The sequence below is a fragment of the Achromobacter sp. ISS7 genome, from assembly GCF_056523125.1.
In genome coordinates, this window is record NZ_JAWRZD010000001.1 from 6,345,770 (window position 1) to 6,370,219 (window position 24,450).

13 protein-coding genes and 1 tRNA gene are annotated in these 24,450 nt (G+C 67.3%); 10 read left to right on the forward strand and 4 right to left on the reverse strand.

What is annotated here, in order from left to right:
• The first annotated feature begins 107 nt into the window (after positions 1-107).
• The 4 genes from AC1HFW_RS28865 (at position 108) to AC1HFW_RS28880 (ending at position 2,928) form a co-directional block, all read left to right on the forward strand.
• Positions 108-1,196 (forward strand): methionine ABC transporter ATP-binding protein, encoded by a 1,089-nt coding sequence (locus AC1HFW_RS28865; RefSeq protein WP_479286082.1) that lies wholly within the window; start codon positions 108-110, stop codon positions 1,194-1,196.
• A complete protein-coding gene (locus AC1HFW_RS28870; protein ID WP_006392981.1) occupies positions 1,153-1,806 on the forward strand; it encodes a methionine ABC transporter permease in 654 nt (217 codons plus the stop codon). The genes AC1HFW_RS28865 and AC1HFW_RS28870 overlap by 44 nt, the downstream gene beginning before the upstream one ends.
• A gap of 53 nt (positions 1,807-1,859) precedes the next feature.
• Complete coding sequence (locus AC1HFW_RS28875; protein WP_006392982.1) at positions 1,860-2,657, forward strand: MetQ/NlpA family ABC transporter substrate-binding protein; 798 nt, start codon at positions 1,860-1,862, stop codon at positions 2,655-2,657.
• A 195-nt stretch (positions 2,658-2,852) separates the two neighbouring features.
• Positions 2,853-2,928 (forward strand) — tRNA-Lys (locus AC1HFW_RS28880).
• On the opposite strand, the gene AC1HFW_RS28885 is transcribed toward AC1HFW_RS28880, so the two are convergent.
• Positions 2,918-3,226, reverse strand: coding sequence for a hypothetical protein (locus AC1HFW_RS28885; protein WP_479286085.1), 309 nt, complete (start codon positions 3,224-3,226; stop codon positions 2,918-2,920). The two genes, AC1HFW_RS28880 and AC1HFW_RS28885, sit on opposite strands and share 11 nt — an antisense overlap.
• 360 nt (positions 3,227-3,586) lie before the next feature.
• Positions 3,587-4,186, reverse strand: a complete 600-nt coding sequence (locus AC1HFW_RS28890) for a hypothetical protein (protein ID WP_479286578.1) — start codon at positions 4,184-4,186, stop codon at positions 3,587-3,589.
• On the opposite strand from AC1HFW_RS28890, the gene AC1HFW_RS28895 reads away from it, so the two are divergent.
• From AC1HFW_RS28895 to AC1HFW_RS28920, 6 genes are all read left to right on the forward strand, one after another.
• Entirely contained in the window at positions 4,080-5,243 is a 1,164-nt protein-coding gene (locus AC1HFW_RS28895; RefSeq protein ID WP_479286086.1) for a TolC family protein, read from the forward strand. The two genes, AC1HFW_RS28890 and AC1HFW_RS28895, sit on opposite strands and share 107 nt — an antisense overlap.
• Positions 5,240-7,417, forward strand: coding sequence for an ATP-binding cassette domain-containing protein (locus AC1HFW_RS28900; RefSeq protein ID WP_479286088.1), 2,178 nt, complete (start codon positions 5,240-5,242; stop codon positions 7,415-7,417). The genes AC1HFW_RS28895 and AC1HFW_RS28900 overlap by 4 nt, the downstream gene beginning before the upstream one ends.
• Positions 7,414-8,652: an HlyD family type I secretion periplasmic adaptor subunit gene (locus AC1HFW_RS28905; RefSeq protein WP_241074486.1), complete on the forward strand. Its 1,239-nt coding sequence runs from the start codon at positions 7,414-7,416 to the stop codon at positions 8,650-8,652. The genes AC1HFW_RS28900 and AC1HFW_RS28905 overlap by 4 nt, the downstream gene beginning before the upstream one ends.
• A 65-nt stretch (positions 8,653-8,717) precedes the next feature.
• Positions 8,718-20,903, forward strand: a complete 12,186-nt coding sequence (locus AC1HFW_RS28910; protein ID WP_479286090.1) for an Ig-like domain-containing protein — start codon at positions 8,718-8,720, stop codon at positions 20,901-20,903.
• Positions 20,904-20,913: 10 nt separating this feature from the next.
• Entirely contained in the window at positions 20,914-22,170 is a 1,257-nt protein-coding gene (locus AC1HFW_RS28915) for a hypothetical protein (protein WP_479286092.1), read from the forward strand.
• A gap of 52 nt (positions 22,171-22,222) precedes the next feature.
• On the forward strand, positions 22,223-23,500 hold the full coding sequence (locus AC1HFW_RS28920; protein ID WP_479286094.1) for a hypothetical protein: 1,278 nt from the start codon (positions 22,223-22,225) through the stop codon (positions 23,498-23,500).
• A gap of 44 nt (positions 23,501-23,544) precedes the next feature.
• Here AC1HFW_RS28920 and AC1HFW_RS28925 read toward each other — a convergent pair whose 3' ends face one another.
• Both AC1HFW_RS28925 and AC1HFW_RS28930 read right to left on the reverse strand, forming a co-directional pair.
• Positions 23,545-23,976 (reverse strand): RidA family protein, encoded by a 432-nt coding sequence (locus tag AC1HFW_RS28925; RefSeq protein ID WP_479286095.1) that lies wholly within the window; start codon positions 23,974-23,976, stop codon positions 23,545-23,547.
• A 130-nt stretch (positions 23,977-24,106) separates the two neighbouring features.
• The gene (locus AC1HFW_RS28930) at positions 24,107-24,394 is read right to left on the reverse strand and encodes a hypothetical protein (RefSeq protein ID WP_054419263.1); all 288 of its coding nucleotides are present in this window, start codon (positions 24,392-24,394) and stop codon (positions 24,107-24,109) included.
• Positions 24,395-24,450: the final 56 nt, after the last annotated feature.

Genomic DNA, 24,450 nt, shown 5'->3' on the forward strand with positions numbered 1-24,450 from the left:
CTGCCCTTTACGTCTTTGCGTGGACGCATTCTATATTACTGTCAGTTATTAAAAATGGAAAAAACGGTCGTTCTCTTTAGAAGAGAAAAGATACAAAATCGCTTGCCATGATTCAGATCGACAACCTATCCAAGACCTACGCCACGCCGCATGGCCAGTTTCAGGCGCTGCGTGGCATCAACCTGCACATCCAGCAGGGCGAGGTCTTCGGCATCATCGGCCCCAGCGGGGCCGGTAAAAGCACGCTGGTCCAGTGCATCAACCTGCTGGAGCGTCCCAACGAGGGCTCCATCGCCATTGGCGGCCAGTCGCTGACCGGCTTGAGCGAGGCGCAATTGCGCGCCCAGCGCCGCCGCATCGGCATGGTGTTCCAGGGCTTCAACCTGCTGTCGCGCCGCACGGTGTATGGCAACGTGGCGCTGCCGCTGGAAATCGCCGGCGTCGCCAAGAGCGAGATCCCGGCCCGCGTCGAGCGCCTGCTGGCGCTGGTGGGCCTGGAGCACCTGCGCGACCGTTATCCCAGCCAGATCAGTGGCGGCCAGAAGCAGCGCGTCGGCATCGCGCGCGCCCTGGCCAACAATCCGGACGTGCTGCTCAGCGACGAAGCCACGTCCGCGCTCGATCCCGAGACCACCCACAACATCCTGGCGCTGCTGCGCGACATCAACCGCAAGACCGGCGTCACCGTGGTCATGATCACGCACCAGATGGAAGTGGTGCGCGAGGTCTGCGACCGCGTGGCCGTGCTGTCGCAGGGCGAAGTGGTCGAGATGGGCAGCACGCGCGAAGTGTTCGCGCAGCCGCGCCACGAAGTGACCCGCGCCATGGTGTCGGCCGCGACCGCGTCGGACCTGACCGACGCCACGCTGGCCGCGGTCAAGCAGCGCATCGAGACGCTGGCCGCCGCCAAGCCGGGCCAGGCCGTGCGCCTGCTGCGCCTGTCGCTGACCGGCACCGACGCGTCGGGTTCGTTCCTGTCCGACCTGTCGACGCAGTATTCGCTGGACGTGGGCCTGGTGCAGGCGCGCGTCGAAGACATCCAGGGCGTGGCCGTCGGCACGATGTTCGTGCTGGCCCAAGGCGCGCCCGCCGCGGTCAAGGACGCCATCGCCGCGTTGACCGCCCGTGACATCACCGTTGAAGAAATTGCTCATGAGCCCGCAACTGATCGACCTGCTTATTACGTCGCTGCTTGACACCCTGCTGATGGTGGGCGTGGCCAGCGCCATCGCGGTGCTGGTCGGCATTCCGCTGGGCGTGATCCTGACCGTCACCGCACGCGGCAACATGCTGGAGAACCAGCCCGTCAACCACGCGCTGGGCGCGGTCATCAACGCCACCCGCTCGGTGCCGTTCGTGATCCTGATGGTCGCCATCATTCCGTTCACGCGCCTGGTGGCGCAGACCTCCATCGGCACCACCGCCGCCATCGTGCCGCTGTCGGTCGCCGCGATTCCGTTCATGGCGCGCATCGCCGAGAACGCCATGCGCGAAGTCGATCCGGGCCTGATCACCGCCGCGCGCGCCATGGGCGCGTCGCCGATGCAGATCATCATGAAGGTGCTGCTGCCCGAGGCGCTGCCCGGCCTGATCGCCGCCACCATCGTCACCGTGGTCAGCCTGATCGGCTACTCGGCCATGGCCGGCGCCATCGGCGGCGGCGGCCTGGGCGACCTGGCGATCCGCTACGGCTACCAGCGCTTCCAGTCCGACGTGATGGCCGCCGTGGTCATCGTGCTGATCGTGCTGGTGCAGCTGATCCAGAGCCTGGGCGACCGCTACGTGCGCCGCATCTCGCATCGTTGAACGCAGGCTTTCCTCATTCTTCTCCTCCTTCCGACATTCGGGAAATTCGCAACATGAGCATCAAGGTTTTGAAGTCGCTGGCCGCGTTCGCCCTCGGCGCCGCCGTATTCGCCCAGCCCGCGCTGGCCCAGGACAAGCCGCTGAAGGTTGGCGTCACCGCCGGTCCGCACGCCCAGATCTTCGACGTGGTCAAGCAGGAAGCCGCCAAGCAGGGCCTGAACATCCAGGTGATCGAGTTCACCGACTACGTGCAGCCCAACGTCGCGCTGGCTTCGGGCGACCTGGACGTCAACAGCTACCAGCATCAGCCGTACCTGGATAACGCCAACGCCGACCGCGGCTACAAGCTGGTCAGCATCGCCAAGACCGTGATCTTCCCGATCGGCATCTACAGCAAGAAGATCAAGTCGCTGGCCGAGCTGAAGGAAGGCGCCCGCATCGCGCTGCCGAACGATCCCACCAACGGCGGCCGCGCGCTGTTGCTGCTGCAGGCCAACGGCCTGATCAAGCTGCGTCCGGAAGCCGGCCTGAAAGCCACCCCGATCGACGTCATCGAGAACCCGAAGAAGCTGCGCTTCATCGAACTGGACGCCGCCCAGCTGCCGCGTTCGCTGGACGACACCGACGCCTCGGCCGTGAACACCAACTTCGCGCTGGAAGCGGGCCTGAACCCGGCCACCGACGCCATCGCCCAGGAATCGCCCAACTCGCCGTACGCCAACGTGCTGGTGGTGCGTGAAAAGGACAAGGACCGTCCCGAGTTCGCCAAGCTGGTCAGCATCTATCACAGCCCGGCCGTGAAGCAGTTCATCGAGACCAAGTTCAAGGGCGCGGTGGTCGCCGCCTGGTAAGCCAGGAGCGCTCCCCCCCGATGAGGACGGCCGCGCGAGCGGCCGTCCTGCTTTGGGCGGCCGGTTCCGGCCGCCAGGCAGGGGGGGGGCTGCGGAGGGGGCGGCACTGACGCGGTGCTGTTGTAGCGCCGACGCGGGGATGCGCCTATTTTTTGACAAGGCCTGCGAAATCAGCCATAATTTCTGGCTTCGGTCGGGCTGATAGCTCAGTCGGTAGAGCAGCGGACTTTTAATCCGTTGGTCGCGAGTTCGAGTCTCGCTCAGCCCACCACCCCCTGCCTTTTGACGAAGGCGGAAAGAAAATCAAGCACCTGCGAGTGATCGCGGTGCTTTTTTTTCGTCTGCCGGGAATGTTCTGGTCCGGTGGGATTGTTCTCGTCCGCCGGGAATGTTTCCGTGCGTTGGCGAAGGGCGTGGCGTACGGGCAAAATGGATGCTCGCGTTCGAGCCGAGACCGGCCATTGCCGGCAAACCGCCAGCCTCACCGAATCCGTCGAGCGTGTCGTCATGCACAGATCGCGTTGGCGCATCGCATCCCCGCGCATCCACGAGGCGTCGAACCGGCGCATTATCGTGATATCCGTCGCGCGGCCCCGGGGCGGCACCGGATGAATCCGCATCATGAAAGATAGCGGCTTTCGATATTCAAAATATATATCCGCGCGTCTTCGCATCAGGTGGGATGAATCGGCGTCGAAAGCGAGTCGGGGTGTACCGCGGGTGCTATGAGAAATATAAGACAGTCTTACTGTTTTATAAGTATTTATGTGATTTATTAATCCGGTTTTGCGCAATAATTTTTATTAAATCAAGCGTAGACGGGTTCTTTTGCCCTCGTCTTTCTCTCAAAGACTGGCTGCGAAGTGGGTCTTCGAGAAAATTAATCCCTATGGCGCCGCGCCTGGTGCGCACGTCGCGAGTGCTCTAATTCAGTCATCGAAATGCCCTTCGTCCACCCGTAATGCGGTCGGGCGCGGGACGGCTTGCGCCTGAGTTTTCGCAGCGGGTTCGCATATATCCATCGCATTATCTTTGAATCCAAATGGTGATTTAAAAGTTAATCGTTTTCGTTGCCGAAATAATGCGGAATGATGGCGTGAAAATGCGAACCGGTTGAAATGCCGGGTGGCACAGGCATCGATGCGCGGCGATTGTTGCAGTTGAAGTTGATTCGGATAAGTTATGTCTGTACTGATGTTGATGCCGGGCCCGGTCGGGTCCGGACGGCGAATGTTCACGCCGGGGCGGCTTGCGTTGCCGCGTTGGTGTGCCAGCGCCTTCCTGGGGCTTGCGTTGTTGGCGGGTCCCGGCGCCGCCAAGGCGTCGGCGCCCGGCGGACGGCCGGCGCCGAGCGTCGCGGCGGCCGGGGCCGTCCTCCCGCCAGGGGCGCCGGTCACATTGCAGGCATTGGTGGACGCGGCAATGAGCGGCCATCCGCTGGCGCGGGGCGCGAGGCAGGAACTGGAAGCCGCCAGGGTCGATGTCGACGCCGCCTGGCGCCGCTGGTGGCCCTCGGCGTCGCTGGTCATGGAATCGCATTCGACGTCCGTCAATGCGCCCGCCTCGCGCGGCGCCCAGCTCGAGCAGACGCTGTGGGATGGCGGGCAGATCAATGCCAACATCGACCGGGCGCGCGCCGACGTGGACAAGAGCGAGGCGCGGGTCGCATGGCAGCGCCAGCAACTGGCGCTGCAGGTCATCGGCGCCTGGCAGTCCCTGATCAGCGCCCGCGACCGGATTGCCATTGCGCAGGCCACCATGACGCGGCTGCGCGGCTATGAAGCCCAGATGCGCCGCCGGGTGGCGGCGGATGCCTCGCCGGCGGTGGATATCGAGTTGGCCTTGTCGCGCTTGCGGCAGACGGAAGTCGATCTGACGACGGCCCGTTCCGCGCTGCGGCTGGCCGCGCAGCGGATCGAGCAGTTGTCGGGCGTGGCCGGCCTGGACCATGACGCCGACGCGCTGGCCGCGTGGCCCGACGCGCAGTCCGTGAAAGACGCTTCGCTCCGGTTGCTGTCGCGGGACATCGGCGCCCAGGCCTGGGAAAGCGCGGCCGTGAAGATGGCCCAGGGCGATGCCGCCGCCATGCGGGCGCAGCTCGACGCCAAGCGGGCGCAGCGGTGGCCGACGGCCTACTTGCGCGTCAACAGGCCATTGGGCGATGCCTATCCCGGGGCTGGCACCGACCGCGGCACCTCGGTGTTCGTGGGCGTGCGCTACACGCCGGGCGCGGGGTTCTCGACCGGGGTCGAGGCCGATGCGTTGCGCGAGCGGGTGTCGGCCGCGGCCATGGCCGTGGATGCGGCCTGGCTCGAACAGCGCGAGGCGATGCTGGGCGATATCGACCAGATCGCGGCGGCCGAGAATCAGTTGGCGGCGTTGCAAAGCGCGGTCACCGGTTCGCAACACGTGCTCGAGTCCTATTCCCGGCAGTTCACCGCCGGGCGCAAGACCTGGATCGACCTGCTGAATGCCGTCCGTGAACTGGCGCAGAACCAGTACGCGCGGGCCGATTCGCATGCCGCCCTGGTCGCGGCCGCCTATCGCCTGCAGGTGCGATTGGGCGAGACGGAACTGGCGCCGTGAGCGCAGCCCCCGAGATGGAATCGTTGGAATCGCTCGCCTGGGCATTGAGCCGGCTGGCCACGTTGCAGGGCTCGGCGCTGGATCCACTGCAATTGCGGTCCGGCCTGCGCCAGTGCGCCAGCGCGTCGCATCCCGCCGAGCAGCTGGATCTGTTGTGCCGACAGTTGGGGGTGGGCGCGCCGCAAGGATTGCGGCGCCCGGACCCCGCCCACTTGCCGCTGTTGTGCCACTTGCCAGGCGGCCAATGGGGCCTCGTGACCGACCTGGCGCCCACCGGCGACTGGATGGTCGAATGTGGCGGTGCGAGCGTGGCGGTCAAGGGCGCCACGCTCGATGGGCGCTGCATGCGGGTGCAACTGGCCGAGGCTTCGGCCGGTTCACCGGCGGCCAGCGGGCACCCGGTCGAGCCCGCGCCGGCGGTGACGTTCCGCGCGCGTCGCAATGCCGCCATCCGGCCATACCGGGGCGCGTTGGTCGAGGCCTGCGTCGGTTCGGTGATGGTCGGCCTGCTGGCGCTGGCCACGTCGATGTTCTCGATGCAGGTGTATGACCGTGTCATCCCCACGCGCGGCGAATACACCCTGTTCGTGCTGGCGGTCGGGGTATTGATCAGCGTGCTGATCGAGCTCGCCGTCAAGATCGCCCGGGCCCGCGTCATGGACCACGTCGTGGTCGGGGTCGACGGCATGCTCTCGCGCGACATCTTCCATCGCCTGATGTCGTTGCGCATCGATCAGGTGCCGGCGTCGGTCGGTTCGCTGGCCTCACAGATCCGCGGCTATGAACAGGTGCGCGCGTTCTACACCGCCTCTTCCTTGTTCGCCTTGGTGGATCTGCCGATGGCCCTAATGTTCGTCGCGATCGTGATGGCGCTGGCGACGCCGGCCGTGGGCCTGGTGCTGCTGGGTTTCGCGATGGTGGCGTTGGTTGTCGGCCTGGCATCGCAGCACCGGGTCGCGCGCCAGGCCAAGGAGGGCGCGGCCTACGCCAATCTCAAGACCGGCCTGCTGGTGGAGGCGGTCGAAGGGGCCGAGACCATCAAGGCGGGCGCGGGAGGGTGGCGCTTCCTGTCGCGCTGGCTCGATGTCAGCGCCCGCACCATCGCCAATGACCTGAAGATGCGCCACTTGAGCGAGAACGTGGGTTATCTGGGCGCCTCGCTCCAGCAACTCAGCTATGCCTCATTGATCGTCGTGGGCGCCTTGACGGTGATGCGCGGCGAGATGACCACCGGCGGCTTGATCGCCTGCTCCATCCTGAGTGGCCGCATCCTGAATCCGATCCTGGCGGTGCCGGGCTTGATGATCCAGCGTGCCCATGCGCGGGCCGCCGAAGACGGGCTGGAAAAACTCTACCAACTCAAAACCGACAACCATGGCGTGCGGCGGCCGCTGGTGCCGGAGCGGATCGAAGGGCGCTTCGTGCTCGAAGACGTGTCGTTCGCCTATGGCGACAATCCCGTGGCCTTGCGCGTGCCGCGCTTCTGCATCCAGCCCGGCGAGCGGATCGCCGTGGTCGGACCCATCGGGTCGGGCAAGTCGACGCTGTTGCGCGTGCTGACCGGGATGTACGTGCCGCAAGCGGGGCGCGTGTTGCTGGACGACCTGGACCTGTCGCACATCAGCCGCCTGGCGCTGAGCCGCCAGATCGGCTATCTGCAGCAGGATCACCGGCTGTTCCAGGGAACCTTGCGCGAGAACCTGTTGATCGGGCTGCCCGATCCCGGCGACGAAGACATCCTGCGCGCCATGCGCCGCACGGGCATGGACCGCATCGTGGCCGCGCATCCCAAGGGGCTGGACCGTCCCATCGTCGAGGGGGGCCGCGGATTGAGCGGCGGCCAGCGGCAGTTGGTGGCGTTCACCCGCCTGCTGCTGTGCCGGCCGCGCATCATCCTGCTGGACGAGCCCACCGCGTCGATGGACGACGACCAGGAGCGCTGTTGCCTAGGCGTGCTGGCCGAGGAGGCGCAGGCCGGCGCGACGCTGGTGGTCGTGACGCACAAGCCCAATGTGCTGCCGCTGGTGGACCGCGTCGTGGTCATGATCGGCAACGGCATCGTCAGGGACGGGCCGCGCGATGCGGTCCTGAAAGACCTCGAGGCCGCCCGGCGGGAAGACGCTGCCCGGGCAGCGGCCGGGGGCGCGTTGGGTGTCGCGGGGGCGCAGGCATGAGCCGGCTGATCATTGATCCCGCCGCGCGGGAAACGGGCGACGCGTTGGCGCCGATCCTGCCGGTGGACGGATGGGAAGGGCTGTCGCTGGCGCCGCCGCCACGCCGGGCGCGCTGGTGCATGCGCGCCATGTTCGCCGGCCTGTGCGCGTTGCTGGCCTGGGCCGCGGTGGGCAAGATCGACCAGGTCACTCGGGCGCCGGCCCAGATCATCGCCGCCGCGCGCACGCAGGTGATCCAGTCGCCCGATGGCGGCATCATCACCCAGTTGCATGTCAGCGAGGGCGACGTGGTGCATGCCGGCGACGTCCTGGCGACGCTGCAGGAAGAGCGGGCCCGCGCCGCCGTCAGCGACAGCAACGCCAAGGTGGCGGCGCTGCGGATCACGCTGGCGCGCCTGCATGCCGAGGTCTACGGCACCCCGCTCGAGTTCCCGGCAGATCTGCGGGACTACCACGACTACATGCGCAACCAGCGCGACCTGTACCAGAAGCGCCGCACCGCGATCGAGGAAGACCTGGCGGCGCTGGGCAACATGCTGGCCCTGGCGCGCCAGGAACTGTCGATCAATCGCAAGCTGGTGGCCACGGGCGATGTCAGCCAGGCGGAGATCCTGCGGCTGCAACGCGCCGTCGCCGACATCGAGGCGCAGATGACCAGCCGGCGCAACAAGTACTTCCAGGACGCGCAGGCGGAAATGACCAAGGCGCAGGAAGACCTGACCAGCCAGACCGAGCAGCTGCGCGACCGCAACCAGGTGCTGGAGCAGACCCGGCTGACCGCCACGGCGGATGGCATCGTCAACAACATCCGCGTCAACACGATAGGCGGCGTGGTGCGCCCCGGCGAAACGGTCATGGAAATCCTGCCGACCGGCGGCGACCTGCTGGCCGAGGCCAAGGTGAGTCCCGCCGACATCGCCTTCGTCAAGGTGGGCCAGGGCGCCAATGTGCGCATCGACGCCTATGACTCCTCCATCTTCGGCGTCATGTCGGGAGAGGTGAGCTACATCAGCCCCGACGTGCTGCAAGAAGAGACGCGCCAGGGGCCTTCGCATTACTACCGCGTGCGCATCCTGATCCGGGAAGCGGAGTTCAAGCGCCATTCGTCCGAACAGATCCGGTTGCGGCCGGGCATGACCGCCACCGTGGACATCAAGGCGCGCGAGCGCACGGTGCTCCAGTACCTCGCCAAGCCCATCACCAAGGGATTGCAGCAATCGCTGGGTGAACGCTGATTTGCCTTGTCTTGCCGGGCTTGAGAGGCCCGGGCCTTTGATTCTCTTTTTGTGAATACATCGCCATGAAAAATCGATTCAGGACGCTTTCCACTCTTGTCAAAGATGGTCGCATTCAGCTGAACCTCAAGCTTTCCGAGGTCAAGGCCATGGCGATCGTCGGCGTTGACCTGGTCGTGTTGATGAAGGACGGCAGCCGATTGCTGTTGCCCGGCCTGGCGGTGAAGATACTCGAACGGCCGTCGCCCGAGCTGCAGTTCGACGACCAGTTGCTGTCGGGCGCGGAACTGTTCACCAAGGTCGATATCGACAGCACCACGCTCAAGGACGCCGCCGAGGCGCTGCAGGTGCCGATATCCGAACCGACCACGCAAGAGGACCAGGGCGCGGCCGATGACACGCCCGCCGTGGCGCAGGACAGCGCGGATGCCGCGCCCAAGGAGGACGGCAAGGGCGCCGAGGAACCGCAGGCCTGGTACCAGGAGTACGGCTGGATGTTCGGCGTGGCCGGCCTAGTCGGTCTGGCCCTGGGACTGTCCGGCGGCAAGAAGGGCAAGGGCAAGGAAGAAGACAAGCCGGCCGCGGCGGCTCCCGCGCCGGGCGTCGGAGACCACCCGGAGGCTGGCGGGGGCGCAACAGCGCCGTCGCCCGGCCCTGATGGCGGCACGGACGGAAAGCCGGTCGTCAAGGTCACGGGCGGCATCGCGGCCGGGGTGTTCAACCATGCGCAGACCCTGTCGATTTCGCTGTACGACGGCAAGGGGCAGGCGCTGGGGCAAGGCGACCTGGTGCTGGGACCGGGCGGCCAGGTGCTGTCCTACCGCGCCGAACTGCCGACCGACTACGTCGGCCTGGTGCGGGTCGTGGTGTCCGACGGAGTACGCGACAACCAGGGCTACATCGACGAGTATCGCCAGGCGCTGGCGCTGGCGCAGGGAATGACGCCGGCGCAGGCGGAGCAGTTCGCCGCCACGGATTTCCCGACCTTGAGCGCCATCGGCTACCGGGCCGAGGGGCAGGCCGAACTGTCGATTTCGGTGACGCCGCTGACCGAACTCGTCACGCGCCTGGTGGGCGCGCCGGCCGATCCGACCGCGCCGCTGGACGGGGTGTCGGTCGATCAGGTCAATGCAATGGCGGTCGCGGTGGCCAAGCTCATGACGCAGTTCACCAGCGATGCGCACCTTGTCGACATCCTGGGGCCGGTGGTGGCCATCAATGCCGACACGTTCGCGCAGGCGTCGGTGGACGCCCAGGCGTATGGCAAGGTGCTGGCGGCCCTGGCGGGCATGGATTCGGTTTCCGGGGCGCTGGCCAATACCCTGCAACTGTTGGCCCGCGGCGTGTCGCCGGATGCCGACGGCGCGTTGCGGATCGCGCCGACGGTCGAAGGCGCGGTCCTGGTGGCGGCCATGCAGGAAGCCAATGCGCTGCTCGGCAAGCTCGTCGATCCCGCCTTGTTCGACACCTTCACGTTGCCGCAGATGCCGTGGGCGATGATGTCGGTGACGTTTACGGATGCCGGCGATCCCCCCAGCCCCACGCTCGACGCCCTGGGCAAGGAGGCGCAGCCGTCGGTGACCGTGTCATGGACCGGCAGCGCCGACCGCGTCAGCGCCGGCCAGCGGGTCGAGCTGCATCTGATGGATGGCAGCACGATCCTGTCGCGTGCGTTGACGCCGGACGACGTGGCGGCCGGCAGCGTGGTGCTGGACAGTGGCGACTACGGCTCGAACACGTTGGGCGAGGATGGCGCCAAGCGGTTGTTCGCGGTGATCGTCGACGACAAGGGCGAGCTGATCGCGCGCTCCGAACTGCGGACCTACGGGTTGGTCGGCGTGGAGGTCGATGAGATCACCGGCCTGAGCGCCGATACCGGCGTTTCGCCCAGCGACTTCATCACCAATCAGCCGGTGCAGGCCGTGTCAGGCCACTATCTCGGCACACTGGGGCCCAATACGCACATCGAGGTATCCGCCGATGGCGGCAAGACCTGGGTCGAGGCGCTGGCCAAGCCGGCGGCCGATGGCGCAAGCGGCGGCACCTGGGTCTCCGATTTCCTGCGGCTGGATGGCGCGGGCGAGGACGCGCGGCTGCTGACGAGGGTGGCGGTGGTTGGCGTCAACGGCGAGCAGCCGTTGACGCTGCCCGGCGCTTCGCACGCGTTCGTGCTGGATGTCACGCCGCCGGACGCCCGGGTGGCGTCCATCGACAGCATCAGCGCGCCATTCGTCGGGGCGATGCTGCCCGGCGGTTTCCTGTTCACGCAAGCCTCGCAGACGATCCGCGGCACGGTGCTCGGGACGGTGACCGGCGATGACCGGATCACGGTGTCGATCGATGGCGGCGCCACCTGGACCGTGGGCGAGCTGTCGGATGACGGTTCGGCATGGAGCGTCGCGGTGGGATTCTCCCGGCACGGCACGGGCGAAATCCAGGCGCGCATCAGCGACGTGGCTGGCAACGCCACCGATACCGTGTCGCACCCTTACCAGTACACCGAGCCGGCGCTGGTCGGCATCCAGCCGACGCAGGCCGTGCGGATCGTCACGGTGGCCGACGACGTCGGCGATCCGTCCACCGATCCCTACGATTTCGTGGGCGTGCTCGGCCCCAACATGAGCACGGACGACCGGCGGCCTGCCTTCAGCGGCACGCTCAGCGCCGCGCTGGAAGGCGACCAGGTGCTGGTGCTGGTCGATCGCCTGAACGGCGGGGTCGAGCAACTGCTGGGCTATGCCAACGTGGCGCCGCCCAACGACGGCCAGATGCCGGAGTGGTCCTTCACGCCCGTGTCGGACATGGCGTTCGGCAACCATGAAGTGGTGGTCAAGGTGTTCTCGCCGGGCTTGAACGCGTTCGCGCCAGCCTATCCCGAAGGCGTCGACCCCGATGCGCCGGATGCACAGTCCAACTGGGGAAGCTGGGACGTCAACGTGCAGTCCGTGTCGTTCGACGGCGTGATCGTTCCGGGCGTGACCTCGGTCAACCTGTTGGCGAGCCAGAACCATGTGACGGACTACACCCGTCCCATCCTGACGGGCGCGCTGGGCAGCAAGCTGGCGGCGGACGAGTACTTGGCCATCTACGATGGCATCGATGGCGGCGCACCGAAACTGATTGGCAAGGCGGAAATCCTGCCTGCCGCCGGTGGGTCGGGAGCGGCGTGGCGCTACGAATTCCATGACGACAGTCAACTGAAGGATGGCGTGCACCTGTTGCGGGCCGTGGTCGAGCGGGCCGGGCAGGGCGGAGCGTCGCAATCCCTGCTCAGCGCGGGCGCGCCGGCGGTCGTCGTCAGCACCGAGCTGCCCGAGCAGCAGGTGGTGATCGACCGGGTCATGGATGACGTGGGTGTCTACGCGGGAGCGATCGCCAGCGGCGCCTCCACCGACGATGCCAAGCCTTCCCTGTCCGGGACGCTGTCCGCGCCGTTGCGCCCGGGCCAAGGCCTGCTGGTCCGGGTGGAAGACGCCAATGACGCCGACCGGTTCTTTTCCTACCACCCGGTGGTCGACGCCACGGGCCTGGCCTGGTCGCTGGAGATCAAGCCCGCGCTGCCCCAGGGGAACTACCGCCTGATGGCCGGTGTGGTGAACGCGGGCGGCGCCATGGGGCCGCGGCACGCCGATTTCAACCTGCGTATCAACAACCTGACATTCAGCGATCTGGAAGACGCCGCCGGCCCCATCACGGGCAACGTGTTCGCTGGCGGCGAGCCGTTCCTGACCGATGACAAGACGCCGGTGCTGCGCGGCCAGCTGGCTACCGCGCTGGGCCAGGGCGAAGCGCTGCGGATCGTATCCGCGCAAGGGGGGCACGAGACCCTGTTGGGCCTTGCCACGCTGACGCCGCGCGCGCAGGGCGGATTCACGTGGCAGCTTGCGCTCGGGACGTCGCAGGGCGGGAAGGGCGAGTTGCCGGATGGCCATTCGACCCTGTCGGCCCGGGTGGTGGACGCGGCCAGCGGCCAGATCCGCCTGGCGGTGGATCGGGTCATCGACGTCGACGATGGCACGCCCACCGGGTTGGCCAATATCTCCGAGGTTCGCGACCAGATTCCTGGCAACAACGGGTTTGTCGGCGCGCTGGTCGTCAATCAGAGCACCGATGATCGCCGGCCGTTGATCTCGGGCATGCTGGCGGGCGCGAAGACGCTGCCGGTGTCGCGCGCGGTGCAGATCGTCGACACCGTGAAGCGGCCCGATGGCACGGTGGCCGAGAGCGTGCTGGGCCTGGCCACGCTCAACACCCAGCGCAACGACGGCAGCTGGAGCTTCACGCCGGGCGAGAGCCTGGCGCTGGGCGACCATACTTTCTCCGCCAGGATCGTGAATCGGGCCAACGGACAGCTGGGGCCGGTGGGCCAGACGTTCACGGCCAGGGAAAGCCAGGTGACCATCAACGCGGTCCAGGACAACGTCGGGGCGCTGCAGGGCAATCTGCTGGATGCGAAGCTGTTTCCCCAGCCGCCCTACACCGACGACGTGCGCCCGCAGTTGTCGGGCAAGCTTGGCATGCCGCTGGGGCCGAACGAGCGCGTCTCGGTCTACGACTCGGCCGATGGCGGCCCCGTGACGCTGTTGGGCGTGGCGACGGTGGCGGGCACTTCCTGGACCTTCCGTCCCGGCGGAGGCCTGAGCAATGGCGCGCACGCGTTCCAGGTCCGGGTGGAACGGATCGTGGCCGGCAAGACGCCCCAGGTGCTGCTGTCGGACTCGACGCCTCCCATCACGATCGACGCCGTCGCCCTGCCGGTGACGCAGTCGGTGCTGACGTTGAACGTGACCGACAACCATGCCGCCGATGGGTCGCAGACGGGGCCGGTCCCGTTTCGCGCCAGCACCGATGACAGCAAGCCGGTGGTCAGCGGCACCCTGAGCGCCGCATTGAGCTCGGGCCAGCAGGTGCAGGTGTTCCTGTCGCACGGCGGCGGCGCCATGCGCAAGCTGGGCGCGGCAACCATGAATGGCGTCAACTGGACCTACATCCTGAAGGACCCGTTGCCGGACGGACTCGCGACGATCTACGCTCGGGTGGTGGCGGTCAATTCGGGACTGACCAGCAATACGCTGTTCACCTCGGTCAACGTGAACAGCATTGCGCTGTCCGACGTGACCGAGCTGACCACGGGCGCCAATGTGTTGAGCCGGGATGGCCATGGCACCGGCGACAACCAGGTGATATTGCATGGCAAGCTCGCGTCGCCCCTGCTGCTGGCGCAGGAGCGGGTGACGATCTACGTCAAGGCGGAGGACGCCGCGCTGTTCACGCCGATCGGCGTGGCGACGATCGCCAAGAATGGCACCGATTGGAGTTTCAGCCTGCCAGAACGCAATGGCTCGCCGCAAGTCTGGCAGGAAGGGCGCTACGAGGTATCGGCCCGCATCGAGGAGTCGGCCACGCGCGCGGTGAGGGCGGTGACGCGAGCGGTGTTCACGGTGGACACGCAGGCTCCCCAGGAACACGCCGAGATCACGGGCTACCAGGATCAGGTCGGGTCGCTGCAGGCCCTGGTGACGCAGACGGACGTCAGCACCGATGACGCGCGCGGCATCGTGCGCGGCACGCTCGACAAGGCGATCAACGTCGATACCCGCCGCGTGGTGTTGTACGACCGTATCGACGGTCACATGGTGCGCATGGGCGAGGCCACCGTGACGGGCACCGATTGGACTTTCCAGAGCCAGGAATCCCTGGTGCCCGGCGTCCATGCCTTCGTGGCGCGGGTCGAGAATATCGTCATGGACAAGACGGGCGACCTGTCGCCGGAATTCTCCATCCGCGTGCAGCAGGTATTCCTGGACTCCATCGTGGACCCGGCGGCGCCGGACCTTAACATCCTGTTGCCGGGGGTCGATGGCGCCTCGAAGCAGGGGAAGTTCACGTTTGGCGGCCGCCTGGGCGCGCCGCTGGCGGCGGACGAGGAACTCAGGTTCACGATCGACGGCGTATTGCGCGATGAAAAGGCCACGATCGACAAAAACGGCCTGGCGTGGTCATACACGCTGCCCGATGGCGAAGCCCTCGCGGATGGCGCCCATGTCATTGCCGCGCAGGTGATGGGCCATGACGGCGCAGAAAAGCGGGTGGTCTCGGCGTCGCATACGGTCTACATCGACAGCGGGACGCCTGCGGAGATCGTCACGATCAACCTGTCTCGCGACCTCTATGCGGCCGGGTCCTCGTTCAAGGGCGACAACGTCTCCGGGGTGTCGTCCGACGACGCGTTGCCGCTATTGAAAGGCCATGTCTCCTCGGCGTTGGCGGGGGGGCGCAGTGTCGCGGTGTATGGCCGCCTGCCTGGACAGGTCGATCCGGTGTTCCTGGGGTTCGCCACCGTGGATACGAACGCCGATTGGACGTTCCAGGTCGATCGGGAACTGCCCTTCGGCGACACGGCGTTCACCGCCCGCGTGGTCAACCGGGCGGATCCGCTGTCCCTGCGCGGCGCGGCCTCGGCGGAATTCATCGTGCACCAGCAATCCCTGAGCATCACGGCGTTGATCGACGGCCACGGGGATGCGCGGGGAGATCTGTTCTCGCAGCAGTCCATCGTGCCGGCGGGAGAGCGGGCGGTCCTGCGCACCGATGACCTGCGCCCGACCTTGATCGGCCGCCTGGCCGTGCCGCTCAAGGACGGCGAGACGGTGACGATCTTCCAGGGCAACGCCAGGCTCGGCGTGGCGCAGGTGGATGCCGACGGGGTCTCGTGGTCGTTCACGCCACAGGCGGATGTGGCCGCGGGCACCCAACGCTTCAGCGCCGTGCTGCTGACGGCCGACGGCATTTCCCGGATGTCGGCGCAGACCCCGGAAATAGCGGTATCGGCGTTGCAGCCCGGCCATGCCGTGGCCATTACCTCGGTGCTGGACGCGAACAACCTGCTCGGTTCGTGGGATCAGACCACGCTCGGGAAGGCGGCGCCGGCGAGCAATGTGCTGGCAACGGCGGTGCTGGACGACGCGCGTCCGCGCCTGTCCGGCACCTTGGCGAAGGCGTTGAACGCCACCGAGGTGCTGCAGGTCTATGCCGTGAACGGCAGCGGTACCCAGCTGCTGGGCACCGCCACGACCTCCGGCCTGACCTGGTCGTTGCAGCCCACGGTTTCGCTGCCCGCCGGCGTGAGCCAACTGCGCGCGGCCATCGAGAACAAGGCGGATGGCGCCGGCGCGGTGTTGTCGGATCCGGTCGATGTCAATGTGCTGTCTCTTTCCCCGGTATCGGTGGAAGGCCTGTCGACGCAGGGGGCGGTCGACGCGTTGCGTCCCACGCTGCGGGCCAGGGTGAACACGGACAGCACGAAGGATCTGTCGGTTCGCGTGCTGGTCGATGGGGCCGTGGTTGGCGAGACGGCGGTCGGCACGGATGGCGCGTGGACATTCCAGCCTCCCGCCGACCTGACGACGGGCGTGCACCGGGTCGAATACGTGTTGCTCAACGGCGGCACGCCGGTCCAGGCGGTCCAGGGCCTGGCGCCCGTGAGCTTCGTGGTGAGCGGCGCCGAAGCCCCCACGTTTGCCGTCGCCTTGACGACGGGCGCCGCGCCCATTTTCACCGACCAAGGCTTGACGCTGCTGACCGGCACGATCACCGAGGTGATGGCCCCGGGCATGGGCATCATGGTTTCGGTCGATGGCAAGGACGCGGGGCTGGCCGGGGTCGATGCCTCGGGTACCCATTGGTCGTACACGTTGTGGGCGCAACCGCCGGGTGCGCATGAGGTGGCCGCCAGGCCGGTCAACCTGGCGACGCTGGCGACGGCCGTGGGCGCCGAGGCGAAGACGATCGTCTACCAGAACGCCATCACCATCGAGGCGCCCGCCGGCGGCCTGACCTTGCCCGACGGCGGGTTGGTGGCGTTGATGAGCGACAGCGGCGTGACGGTGTCCGGCAAGCTGGCGAGCGCGCTGCCTGCGGGGTCCGTGCTGCAGGTGCGGCGCGATGGCGTGGCGCTGGGAACCGCGACAGTCAACGGCCTGGAATGGCGCTATTCGCTGGCGTCCGCCGAACAGGCGGCGGGGGCTTATCAGTACAGCGTGGTGGCACTGCCGCCGGGCGCGGATGCCGGCGATGCCAGCGTGGTGTCCGCATTGTCGGCGCAGGCAGCGTTGACGCTGGTGGCGGCCGGAAGCGGGCCGAGTCCGTCCTTGTTCGCATCGATCACCGGGTTGATCGACAATCCAAGGCCGGCCGTGTTGAACGCCAACGCGACCATCGAGGGTCAGTTTCCGATATTGCGCGGCACCGTCAGCGACGCCCTGGGGGGGCAGGATCAGATCGTGGTGTTCGGACAGGCGTCCGGCGCCGAGCGGGTGCGGCTGGGCGTGGCGCGGATGCTGAACGATACGACCTGGGAGTTCCAGATAGGCAAGGCCCTGCCGCAGGGCGTCTATACGCTGATCGCGATGCCCGAGAACCGCTTGACGGGGATCGTCAACGACATCGCCGAGGCGACGGCCAACCTCCAGATCCAGCATGTTGCCATCACCGAGCTGGATGACCAGACGGGGGGGCTGAGGGGCAACGTGCTGGATCAAGACCATCCTGTTACCGATGAAGCCACCCCGCTCATCAAGGGCACGTTGAGCGCGCCGCTGCGCGGCAGCGAGCAATACCTGCGCGTGTCGGATACCTTGAATGGCGTCACCACCGAACTGGGCCAGGCCCAGATCGACAAGGCCGATCCGTTGAAATGGTACTTCCAGCCGGCATCGCCACTGGCGGACGGCCAGCACGTCCTGTCGGTGGAAGTCGTGGTGGCGGCCAACAACGCCAAGGTCGAGACCGGGAACAGCGTGTCCTTCGTCAAGGACGGCAGCACGCCCAGCCAGACCGCGACGATCAATACGGTGCGCGACGATGATGGCCCGGTGGTCGGCAATGTGCCGGTCGACGGGGCCATCGACTATCGGCGCCCGCTGGTGTCCGGCACGCTCAGCGCGGCGTTGTCGAACGCGCAGGTATTGCGCGTCTGGCAGGACGACGGCAAAGGCAACGTCAGCTACCTGGGCGACGCCACGGTCAAGGGAACCGCCTGGCAATGGCGCAGCGACGTGGACATGGCGTTCGGCACCGTCAACCTGTTCACGACGGTGGACAATGCGGCGAAGGTGGGGCCGGTCTATCCCGCGCCGGAGGGCGCGGTCCGTGGCATGCCGTCGCCCACCTTCAGCTTTCACCTGCAAGGGCTGGATGGCATCCAGGCCCGGGATTCCGAGGGTGGCGTCGTGGCGCGGAACACCGGCGAACGACAGTTCACGATCAGCGGAAAGCTGGCCGCGCCGCTGACCAGCGATGAATATGTGGAAGTCAGCGATGGCGCCCTGGTCCTGGGACGCGCCACCGTCGAACAACAACAGTGGCATTTCGATATCGCGGTGCCGCTGGGCAACGGCCTGCATGACTTCAAGATTTCGATCGGCGGCGCCGGCAACAACCCCAAGACGCCGCTGGTGTTCGAGTCTTTGCGGATCAATGTGCACGAAGCCGTGCCAGACCCCCTGCAGGCGGGGTTGGTCGAGGCCGTGATCGTCCTGCCGGCCGGGCAGGTGCTGTCGCCGGGTAGCCGCTTCGATACGCTCGTCGGGCAAAGTGTCCGGCCCGGCCAGAGCCTGGATGGCAAGCGGGTCGGGATCTTCGGCACGTTGACGCAGGCGCCCCGCGCCGGCGACCAGGTACAGGTCTTCGACAATGACGTGTTGCTGGGCGTCGCCGCGGTTGCCGGCACGCGCTGGCGATTCAACGCGCCGCCATTGTCCGACGGCGAGCACCGCTTCTCGCTTCGCATCAATGAACAGCCGGTGCCGGTGTCGGACCCGGTCCATGCCGCCGCCTATCCGGTCCTGGTGCTGGGCGAGGACGCCATCCGCATCGATGCGCTGGGCAGCCGCACCGATCCCGGGCAAGCCTTGGGCGGGTCGCTGTCCCACGCGCTGGGGCTGGACGAGGTCCTGGGCGTGTACCGCACGCTGAATGGCGAAACCGTGCGGCTGGGCGACGCAACGGTGCAGGCCGGCGCGGACAAGGACGGCCGCTTTGCCTGGTCGTTCACCCCGGGCGCTTCGCTGGGCCTCGGCGTGGGCGCGCAGGTCCTGACCGTGCAGGTGGAAGGCCCCACGCATACGCGCATCGCCGCGGCGCAGGCGCAGCCGGTGGTCATCGAGGAGGCCGCCATCGCGACGGCGGCGACGATCCTGTCCGTGTCGACGCCCCAGGCCAACGGATTGTCGAGCGTTGCGTCCGGCGCGACGATCACCAGCCCGGCGCTGGTGGTGAGCGGCGCGCTGGACCGCGGCCTGCTGGGCAGCGAGCGGGTCGCCCTGTACGACGGCGATGCGCGGGTGGGGTATGCCAGCGTCGGCGCCAATGGCCGCAACTGGACCTACGTGTCGGCGGGGCTGAACAATGGCGCGCATCCCTTGACGGCGGTGGTCGAGAACGAAGTGGGCGTCAAGGGGCCGGCTTCCCAGCCGTTCCAGCTGACCATTGCGGCTCCGGCGCCGGGCCAGGTCGTCACGCCGGTCAGCGTGCAGGACGGTGGCGCGGCGCTGGGCAGCGCGGTGCAGCTCGATACCAACGGGTTTTCGGTATTCGTGTGGAACATGTCTGAGGCGCAGGCGAGCAACATCAACAACATCTGGGCCACCAGCACGGCCAATCCCACCGGCCAGGGGCAGGTGCCCGCGCTCAACTTCGGTGCGTACAACAGCGCCATGCTGCCGGATGTTCCGTACTCGGCCATCGCCAACTACGTTGGCAGCGGCTGGTTCCATGTCAGCCCCGAGGAGGCCGGTATCTGGACATTCCGCTCGCCGGTGGTGGACGATTTCGAGATCCTCAGCGTCGATGGCGAGCGGGTCATGGTCGGGCGCAAGTATCTGGCCGGTGGCATCCAAGGCGATATCAGCCTGGACGCGGGCTGGCACTATCTGCGGGTCGATACGGGCAATACCGGCGGGCTGGGGTACTGGACGGTGCAATGGCGTCGTCCGGGAGAGACCTGGTTCAGCGTGATCAAGGACGTGCAGACCGGCCCGGCCGAGAAAGCCGTGGCCCTGGGCGCGACGGACACGGCGCACAGCGTGAAGCTGGCCTATGCGCTGAGCGCGCCGTTGGGCAAGGACGAGGCATTGCAGGTGGTGGACTTGACGGCGCATCGAACGGCGCAGGGGCTGCGCGTGCAATTCTGGAACCTGCCCGAGGACGCGAACCGCAGTCTGCAGGACGGATTGGCGTTGACCTCGACGGTGGCGCCGGTGGTGTCCCGCATGGCCGACAGCCTGTCCTACGATTGGCGGCATGCGTTCGACAGCGGCGTGAAGATGTCCGCGGCGTCCTTGATCGGGAGGGCGACGGGCTGGTTCCACGTCGTGCAGGCCGAGGCCGGCACCTGGCTGTTTCGCAGTACGACCCGGGACGACCAGGTGCAGCTCAAGGTCGACGGCTACACCCTGCTGTCGCCGGACCGGGGACAGCCCCATGGCCAGTATGCCTCCATGCACCTGGAGGCGGGATGGCACTACCTGGATTCCACGCTGTTCCAGCAGGCCGTTCTCAAGGACGACTGGCATGTCAGTGTCATCAAGCCCGGGGAGACCGCCTTCGCGCCCTTGACCGGATTCGCGCAGTTCGAATCCGCCGTGCTGGGCAACGCGGTCAACGAGGCAGCGGACCCCACCGCTTTCTCCTTCCAGGCCACGGTCGACGACGGCCAGAGCCATACCCTGCTGGCGACCGTGACCCAGGCGGGCGCAGTGGCGGCCGACCCGATGGCGCATGGCGAACCCGGCATGGTGTTCCTGGCCAATGGCGCCTTTGGCATCGTTGACAAGAAAGTCGACGTCATCGGTGACGGGCAGTTGATCGAATTCGCGCGCAAGCATGGCACGGTCAACGTGGTGGACCTGGATGCCGACAAGGCGGCCCATGTCCAGGGCAATACCCTGGCCATGGACTCCACGGACGTGCGCCTGATGTCCGATGTCGGGTCTGCCATGTCGTTGGGCAGTGCATTGCTGGATGCCTCTTTCCGCCAACTGGTGGTGCGCGGCGGCGAGCACGATGTGCTGCAGTTCGGCTCCCTGGGGGGCGCGTCCTATTGGAAGGAAAGCGGCCAGATCGACGCACCTGACGGAAACCGCTACACGGTGTTCACCCAGCCTACCGAGCATCTGCAGGTGATCGTGGATACCCATGTCGCGCTCGATCTGAACAGCGCGCTGCATTCCAGCGCCCACCCGGTCATCTGAGAGGGCCGCCATGCATAGCGAATCTTCAGGAAACATCAACTACTGGCCGGGCTTCGTGGACGCCTTCTCCAATCTGGTGCTGGCGCTGGTGTTCGTGATCGTGATCCTGGCCATGTCGCTGGGGATGTTCAGCGGCCTCATGGCCAAGATGGCGATCCAGCGCGCGCTGATCGAACAGCGGCTGGATGAGTCGAAGACGGTTCCGGGCTCGCCGGCGGCTGGGCAGGATGGGGGCGTGTCGGCGGGTGGCAAGGACCTTGCCGCGCAGGCGGGCACGCAGCCGGCCGACCCCGGCAGGGGCGGCCGGTCGAAGACCGTGGACGCCGCTGATACCGCCGATGCCGCGGGCGGCGCCGATGCCGCGGGCGGCGCCGATGGCGCGGGTGGCACAGATGGTCCAGCTGGCCCAGATGGACCTAATGGCGCAGATGGTTCAGGTGGCGCGAAGGCGCAGGCCTCGCAATCCGTCCAGTGGGCGTCGGGACCGGTCGGCACTGACCTGCGGCCGGGACAGGCAGAAGGGGCTGACGGCGACGCGCCGGGCATGCCGGCTGCCGTTCGTGCCGCGCCGGCGTCCGGCGTTGGCGCCGCCTCGGCGTCCGGCGTTGATGCCGGGGCCGGGGCCGCGGTCGGCGCGGGCGAAGGCGTTGCGCGGGATGAAACGACCCGGGGGCGGGATGAGCGGGCCGCCGCGTCCGCCGGCACGTCGGCGCAGGCGCGGGAACATACGACATTGCGCCGGGAAAACGATGCCTTGCGGCAGGAGCTGGCTGCTCTGCGCAAGAAGCAGGCCGAGCTGGCGCAAAGAGCGGCAGGTGCCGCTCCCGGCAGCGGGTCGCTGGCCGCGGGTGGCAATGCTGCGGTGGGCGGCAACGCATTGGGCGCAAGCGCGGCGGGCGGCAATGCGGCAGGCGGCAACGCGGCGGGCAACGCCGAGGCCGGCGGGGGCCATCCGAAATCCGCCGACAAGTTCGGGCCGACGATGCCGGAAGACGATCACAGTTTCCGCCAGCGGATCGAGGATGACCTGCAGCGCACCCTCAAGGAATTCGAGGCGCGGCGCGACAGCGGCGTCAGCATCGACGTGGTGATCTATGTGCCGAACTACGCGCTGACCGAAAACAAGCGCACGGCTTTGTTCTATCTCATTTCTATCAAGGACTATTTGATGAAGCGGAAAGTGGCGCCCGGGCAGATCCGGATGCACATGGCCCCGGCGTCCGCCGGGCAGAAAGACATGACGGTCTCCATGTCCGTCGAGCCTTGAGGAGCCGATCATGATGCGTTCCCGATCGATACGCTGGCAAGTGGCGAAGGTCTTGTCGCCCCTGATTTGCGCGTTGGTGGCGTCGGCCATCTGGCCTGATCTGATCAAGTTGGCGCTGGGGTCCGGCCATGCCATCACCTTCGTGATCCTGACGGGTATCGCGGTGGGCACCGTACTCATCGTCTACCAGAGCCTGCGGGTCAACAAGCGATGGGACGCCTTGCGGCTGTTCATCGCCGCGGTCGAGGATCAGGGCAGGGACTGGCGCACGCTGCCGTACGTCCAGACCACGCTTGGCAAGGTGCTGCTGCGCCAGGAAATGCTCGCGCTGGGCCAGGAGGCCCTGGAAAAAGACGTGCAGGATCTGCGGGTGCGGGTCTATCAGGCCCAGATATTGCCGGATTTCCTGGTCGGGCTGATGGTGGCGCTGGGCCTGGTCGGCACGTTCATCGGCCTGATCTATACCCTGGGCGATGTCGGCGGGATGCTGGCGGAGCTCAATACGAGCGCCGTCGACGGATCGCAGGTCGAGCAGGTCTTCGGGCGCCTGGTGGCGCAGTTGCAGAGCCCGTTGACCGCCATGGGCACGGCCTTCGCGGCATCGCTGTTCGGCCTGGTGGGGTCGATCCTGCTGGGTTTGATGATGGTGTTGCTGCGGGGGCAGGTCGAGGATTACATCCGCGCCGTCCGCAAGTTCATGCTGGAATGCCTGGACGTTCGCAACAAGCGCCTGAGCATCATGCCCGGCGACGTGGTGAACGAGCAGATGCTGGCACGCCAGGTGCACCACCTGGGCGAGCTGGTCGAGCGGCTGGCACATCGCCAGGCCGAGTCGCTGCAGTCGCACGAGGCCTTGCAGCGGCAGCTGGCGCAGGCGCACGAACGCGAGGAACGCGTCCAGGCCGGGATCGAGGCGCGCTTCGAGCAGATCGGCGACTGGCAGGATGCCACGATCGTACAGGTGAATGCCGCCAAGGCGCGCACGGCATCGATCGAGGAGATGCTGAAGCAACTGATCGAGCGCGGCGGCACGGTCGTCACCGCGGTGCGGGCCCTGGCGGATGCGTCGGCGGAGGAATCGGCCGAGCTGCGCCGCGCCACCGGCGTGCTGGCGGACCTGGGCGAAGCGCAGAAGGCGCAGGGCCTGGTGCTGGAGCAATGCGCGCAGGGGTTGACGCAGGGGCTGGAGCAGGCGCCGCGGGTACTGGAGACACTGCAGGCCTGGAATCAGGCGGTGGGCGCCCACCAGGACGCGCGCCTGCAGGCGTTCGACGCGCAGTTGCAGGTGATCCGGGCGTTGCTGGAGCGCGCGCCGGTCGGCAGCGCCTGAACGCCGGGTTCATTCCCCCCCGCGCCGCCCGCGGGCGGCGTGGATCAGAGCGGCAGCAACGCCGTCGCCTCGATTTCCACCAGCATCCCATCCAGCGCCAGGCGCGGAACCGGGATCAGGGTGCAGGCCGGCGCCAGGTGGATGCCCCAGCGCGCCTTGATCTCTTGGGTGAACAGCGCCAGGCGCTCCTGGGTGTGATCCACCACCAGCACGGTCAGCTTGGCGACGTCGAACAGCGTGGCGCCGGCGCCTTGCAGCGCGGTCTGGACGTTGTCGAGCGCCTGGCGCACCTGCAGCACGAAGTCGGGCTGCAGCTCGCCCCGGGTGTTTTCGCCGCCCTGGCCGGCGGCGAACACCAGGCGCGCGGGCGTGTCGGCGACGGCCACGTGCGAATAGCCATTGGGGCGGGGGTCGTACAAGCCCGGCGGGTTGATGAAGGCGAGCGAGGGCAGGGCGGGGGTGATGCGGGCAGACATGCTGGACTCCGGGAACGATTCGTCTTGTTGGAGCGCCAGTATCAAACCTCAACCGTGGTTGAGGTCAAGGCAAAAGCCCGGGCATCACTTGTCGGCCAGGGCGAAGGATCCGCGCCGGGTCAGCGACGGGTCAGGACAGCGTGCGGGGCGGCATGGCCGACAGGTCGGCCAGGCTCAGGCCGCAGCCGCGGGCGCGTTCGGCCAGGACCGCGCTGTGCTGCAGGGCTCGCTGGCTTTCGGCCAGCAGCACGTCCAGCTGTTCGTCGAGGGACGACGCCATGGCCCAGGCACGCTCGGTGAACTCGGCCGAGAAGGCGTCGGCACAGGATTTGCAGATGGCGGCCCCGTTTCTTTCCAGCAGGGGCGCGCCTTGCGCCAGCGTCGAGAGGCAAAAATGGCAGGCTAGGGCGCGGCTCATGCGTCGTGGGCTCGTGGTCGGTTGAAGGCCGGTCGCGGGGGATGCCGCGGGGCCTG

What these genes read in the sequence shown, in the direction of transcription:
- AC1HFW_RS28865 (WP_479286082.1), top strand. Translation starts at nt 108, where the DNA reads ATGATTCAGATCGACAACCTATCCAAGACCTACGCCACGCCGCATGGC.
- AC1HFW_RS28870 (WP_006392981.1), top strand. Translation starts at nt 1,153, where the DNA reads ATGAGCCCGCAACTGATCGACCTGCTTATTACGTCGCTGCTTGACACC.
- AC1HFW_RS28875 (WP_006392982.1), top strand. Translation starts at nt 1,860, where the DNA reads ATGAGCATCAAGGTTTTGAAGTCGCTGGCCGCGTTCGCCCTCGGCGCC.
- AC1HFW_RS28885 (WP_479286085.1), bottom strand. Translation starts at nt 3,226, where the DNA reads ATGCGCCGGTTCGACGCCTCGTGGATGCGCGGGGATGCGATGCGCCAA.
- AC1HFW_RS28895 (WP_479286086.1), top strand. Translation starts at nt 4,080, where the DNA reads ATGAGCGGCCATCCGCTGGCGCGGGGCGCGAGGCAGGAACTGGAAGCC.
- AC1HFW_RS28890 (WP_479286578.1), bottom strand. Translation starts at nt 4,186, where the DNA reads ATGACCAGCGACGCCGAGGGCCACCAGCGGCGCCAGGCGGCGTCGACA.
- AC1HFW_RS28905 (WP_241074486.1), top strand. Translation starts at nt 7,414, where the DNA reads ATGAGCCGGCTGATCATTGATCCCGCCGCGCGGGAAACGGGCGACGCG.
- AC1HFW_RS28910 (WP_479286090.1), top strand. Translation starts at nt 8,718, where the DNA reads ATGAAAAATCGATTCAGGACGCTTTCCACTCTTGTCAAAGATGGTCGC.
- AC1HFW_RS28915 (WP_479286092.1), top strand. Translation starts at nt 20,914, where the DNA reads ATGCATAGCGAATCTTCAGGAAACATCAACTACTGGCCGGGCTTCGTG.
- AC1HFW_RS28925 (WP_479286095.1), bottom strand. Translation starts at nt 23,976, where the DNA reads ATGTCTGCCCGCATCACCCCCGCCCTGCCCTCGCTCGCCTTCATCAAC.
- AC1HFW_RS28930 (WP_054419263.1), bottom strand. Translation starts at nt 24,394, where the DNA reads ATGAGCCGCGCCCTAGCCTGCCATTTTTGCCTCTCGACGCTGGCGCAA.